The following is a 4,571-nucleotide window of genomic DNA, read 5'->3' as shown; positions in this document are numbered from 1 at the left end:
AAACCCGATGGCGCCAACGATCTATAGTTTGTTGGCGCCTTTTTTTAGAACGCAGGGCATCCGCAGAAACGCTTCGTGATCACATCATCATCACCAATCCGGCGAGCGCTGTCTTGTAAAAACAGGTCCATACCAATATCCAAAATCGGTCGGAAATGGATCGCAAAAACCCAGCGTCAGTGGAATCCCGAATTATGCAGAGGTCTCTGAGATAGGGTCATTGTTGAAGGAGGGCAAAGATGATTCCGGCGGATATCTAGCGCGCTGGTCGCGCGCAAACGCCAAACAGTTTGAACCCTCGGATTGAAATGAAACAGGCGAAAAGTGTTCGCCGTCACTTATCTTTGAGATGCCGACTACTCAGCGCATTCGCCTTGTTGTGATAGGCATCAAATCCGATTTGCTCGCGTAGATCAGCAAAATCCAGGAGGTGCTCTTGCGCCGACCGACCAGCTGCGAGGTCCGCTAGGGCAGCATTCATCGCCTTCATCGCGGCGGATAGCAGCGTCAAAGGATACGCGGCAATTGAATATCCCAACTCAACAAGCTGAGCCGGCGGCAGAATTGGCGTCTGTCCTCCTTCCAGCATATTTGCCATGTGAACGCCGTCGATGGAACTGCAGATAACGGCCATTTCTTCCGCCGAATAAGGTTCTTCAACGAATAGAATATCGGCGCCGATTTCGGCAAACGCCTCGGCGCGAGCAAGGGCTTCGTCAAGCCCGTGCTCGCGGCGCGCGTCTGTTCGGGCAAGGATCAAGATATCATGGCTAGCTCGCGCTTCAACGGCGGCGTGAATGCGTTCGACGGCCTCAGAACGACTAACGACGCTCTTTCCTTGGGTATGGCCACATCGCTTTGGGGCAACTTGATCTTCGATCATGACAGCAGCGCATCCCGCGCGAGCGAACCCGGATACAGTGCGCATTACGTTCATCGGATTGCCGTGACCAGTGTCACCATCTACGATCATAGGGATTGTAAGCGGATGCATCGCGTTACGCGCTTGATCCAGGACTTCGCCGTAGCTCATGAGTCCAGTATCAGGCGCACCTAGCCGCGAGGCGGAAGCCCCGAACCCTGATAAAAAAGTTAGATCAAAACCAGACTGTTCAATCAGTCTTGCGGAAAGCGCATCAAAGCAGCAAGGCATTGTGATTAGATCGCCTAGCGCAATAAGAGCGCGCAAACGGTCTGCCATCGGGTTGATAATTGACTCAGGGATGTGCATCTCCATATTTGGACAAATGCGGACACATGTTCATATTGTTAATATTCCGGACAAAAATGGACTGAGTAAACTTTCGGGGGATTTCTCCTAAAAGAGTGCTTTCAAAATATGAGAAGTTAGGATTTGGCACAAGCGCCAAGAACGGTCGACTACCGTATCGATCCAAAGGGTTTCGTACCCCACGTCTCACTATTTTTCTTTGTCGACTGGATCGAAAGCCACAAAAAACTGATGCGCGCAGTAGACCGCCACAGCGCCAAAAAGGAAGGCCCAGAATGGTCCTCCGTTCATGTACTCAAAGATGGCCCAAAGAGCACACCCAGCAACTACAAAAATGCGCCGCCAGAGCGGTACGAAAAACGTGGACTGAACGTTAAAGGCGTTGAATTTCGAGTGTTTGTTCTTTGGCATACTTTTCGCTTTCTCGTCTATTGCGCCCACAAGAGCGGTACCAACTGAAAATTATCAACTTGTTCTGTATGCTCCGAACGCGTGTCAAGAATCTAGCGAACAATCCTTCTCGACCCCGAGTGCGGAATGAAGCGCTTCCAGAAGATGCCAAGTTTACAGAAATTTGTCGCGATTAAAGGGTCAGTTCACCACCATTTCAGTCAAGAAAGAAGCTTCAACTTGTAAGGGGCATCTTCAAAGACGACTTCACAGCCATTCTCGCCAAGTGGCACAGTGTCGGCGTGGCATAAAGGGCCGCTGCACTGTCCATGTGGAAGCTGGTTTGTATTCGTCTGAGGGCACCGAACACAACGCACAGCAAAGCCGGAAAAACCGCCGGACTTACGCCCTCAAGGGAAGGTGCCGGTATAGCCGTGTTTTTGATCCATCTCAGGGCGAGCCCTCACCAACGGGGTATACTTGGTTCGGAATTGCGTGAATTCCCTTTGCGGCTTTTGCATTTGTCGGAGGGAATTACACGACTTTTCGATGCTGAGGGGGACGGGATAAATGAAAGTCAAAGAATACCTAAAGATCGAAAGCGCTGCAGATCTAAGTCGATCTGAAGTCGGACGATTAGGAACTGCGGTGCTATTTATCGTGGCCGTGATGATTTATGCCGGATCAAAATTCGCACATATTGAACAGTCACATCTATTGGTCGCAGCCGCAGTGGTTGGCGCATACATGGCCATCAATATTGGTGCCAACGACGTTGCTAACAATGTCGGGCCAGCGGTTGGTTCTTTTGCGCTGACGTTGACCGGGGCAATTTTTATTGCCGCCATCTTCGAGGCGGCAGGAGCGATCATCGCCGGCGGTGATGTGGTCAGTACGGTCAAGAAGGGCATCATTGATCCCGCCGACATTGCCGACCCGCAAGTCTTTGTCTGGGTCATGATGGGCGCACTGACCGGTGCGGCGATCTGGTTGAACGCCGCCACATGGCTAGGCGCGCCGGTCTCAACTACGCACTCGATCGTTGGTGGAGTTATGGGCGCGGGCATAGCTGCTGCAGGATGGGATGTAGTGAATTGGGAAGCGATGACCAAGATTGCAGCCAGTTGGGTGATTTCTCCTGTTACCGGTGGAATTATTGCCGCTGCGTTTCTGTATTTCCTAAAACGCACTGTGTTTTTCAAGGCTGAGCCGGTCGATTGTGCACGGAAAGTTGTCCCTTTCATGATCGGCATCATGGTTTGGGCGTTTACGACCTATATCGCGCTTAAAGGCATTAAACAGATCATCAAGATCGATTTCGCTAATGCGGTATTAATCGGCCTCGTTGTTGGACTGGTGTCTATCATCATTGTCCGCCCGCTGATAAATCGCGAGGCGCCCAATCTGGAAAACAATCGGGAAGGCGTGAACCGGCTGTTCACCATCCCGCTCATCATCTCTGCGGCGTTGCTAAGCTTTGCTCATGGCGCGAACGATGTGGCCAATGCCGTGGGGCCGCTTGCCGGCATCGTGGATGCCCTTACTGTGGGGGAAGGCGGAAGCCCCAAAGTGGCGATCCCTTTGTGGGTCATGGTCATTGGCGCGCTGGGTATTTCGGTCGGTTTGGCGCTTTTTGGACCAAAGCTGATCCGAACGGTGGGGTCTGAAATCACCGAACTGGATAGGTCACGCGCGTTCTGCATCGCGCTTGCTGCGGCAATCACCGTGATTGTTGCCAGCCATCTGAAGCTTCCGGTGAGCTCGACCCATGTAGCTCTTGGCGCGGTATTTGGAGTGGGTTTCTTGCGCGAATTCCTTGAGCTTCGCGTCGGTAAGGTCGTGGAAGACGTCCTGCATCAGCATGAAGGTGAACCAGATTTCGCCAAAGCCGAAGAGGTTCTGATGAACTTCCAGAATGCTCCGCCCGAGGAAAAACAACGCATTCTGAAGGAACTTCAGAAAATGGGTCCCGAGGCGGTCATCAATGCGGCTCAACGCAAGGAGTTGCGTAAGGCGCTGAAGCGGCAATTAGTAAAACGATCATCTCTTTTTAAGATCATATCTGCCTGGATCATTACCGTTCCGGTTTCGGCGATAATGGCGGCGATGTTCTACTTTGTTTTACGTGGAATGATGCTTCCATGAGGAGAGCAGAGCGATAATGAAAAGGCTTCTTTTACCGGCAATCCTTTTGATCTTGTCCTTCGGTTTCTGGGCCAGCAGCGACTTTCAGGAGATCGCTGCTGGCGTGGCTATCTTCCTTTTTGGCATGCTTATGTTGGAGGATGGATTTAAGCTGTTCAGCGGCGGCTTCCTGGAACGGGTATTGGAGAAAGCTACGGGCTCAGTCGCCAAGTCGGTGGGATTTGGTATCCTTACGACGACAATCATGCAATCCAGCTCGCTCGTTTCGGTGATTGCGATCTCGTTTCTATCCGCCGGGCTCATCTCGCTTGTAGCCGGGGTCGGTATCATCTTTGGCGCCAATATCGGCACTACGACCGGGGCCTGGCTGGTTGCCGGGTTTGGCTTGAAAGTCAATATTTCTGCCTACGCGCTGCCGATGTTGGCGATCAGCATTGTTTTGGTTTTCCAGAAGTCGAAATACCTGCGCGGAATGGGTTACGTGCTGGCTGGTCTTGGCTTCCTGTTCTTGGGAATTCATCACATGAAGGAAGGCTTCGAGGCCTTCAAAGATCAGTTTGATCTCACTCGATTTGCGATGACCGGATTTCTGGGACTTGCGGTCTATACCTTGGTTGGCGCTTCGGCCACTGTGGTCATGCAATCAAGCCACGCGACTATGGTGTTGATTATCACCGCTCTGGCCGCTGGCCAGGTCAGCTACGAAAACGCGCTTGCTTTGGCGATTGGGGCCAACATTGGCACGACAATCACAGCGATCATCGGCTCGTTTACGGCGAATTATCAGGGCAAACGGCTTGCTTTG

4 protein-coding genes are annotated in these 4,571 nt (G+C 52.1%); 3 read left to right on the top strand and 1 reads right to left on the bottom strand.

Annotation, left to right across the window (positions count from 1 at the left end):
- Positions 1 to 334 precede the first annotated feature (334 nt).
- The gene (locus tag Q1B15_RS21100) at positions 335 to 1,201 is read right to left on the bottom strand and encodes an isocitrate lyase/PEP mutase family protein (protein WP_299757701.1); all 867 of its coding nucleotides are present in this window, start codon (positions 1,199 to 1,201) and stop codon (positions 335 to 337) included.
- A 153-nt stretch (positions 1,202 to 1,354) separates the two neighbouring features.
- Between Q1B15_RS21100 and Q1B15_RS21095 the strand changes: the two genes are divergently transcribed.
- The 3 genes from Q1B15_RS21095 to Q1B15_RS21085 all read left to right on the top strand — a co-directional run.
- Positions 1,355 to 1,690: a hypothetical protein gene (locus tag Q1B15_RS21095; protein WP_299757698.1), complete on the top strand. Its 336-nt coding sequence runs from the start codon at positions 1,355 to 1,357 to the stop codon at positions 1,688 to 1,690.
- A 600-nt stretch (positions 1,691 to 2,290) separates the two neighbouring features.
- Positions 2,291 to 3,766 (top strand): inorganic phosphate transporter, encoded by a 1,476-nt coding sequence (locus Q1B15_RS21090; RefSeq protein WP_299757699.1) that lies wholly within the window; start codon positions 2,291 to 2,293, stop codon positions 3,764 to 3,766.
- A gap of 16 nt (positions 3,767 to 3,782) precedes the next feature.
- The coding region (locus Q1B15_RS21085; RefSeq protein WP_299757695.1) for a Na/Pi symporter at positions 3,783 to 4,571 on the top strand (789 nt) is incomplete at its 3' end.

The sequence above is a fragment of the uncultured Boseongicola sp. genome, assembly GCF_937988555.1.
Classification (GTDB): Bacteria; Pseudomonadota; Alphaproteobacteria; order Rhodobacterales; family Rhodobacteraceae; genus Boseongicola.
Note: the sequence above shows the minus strand (reverse complement) of the source record. Positions and strands in the feature narration are given on the sequence as shown.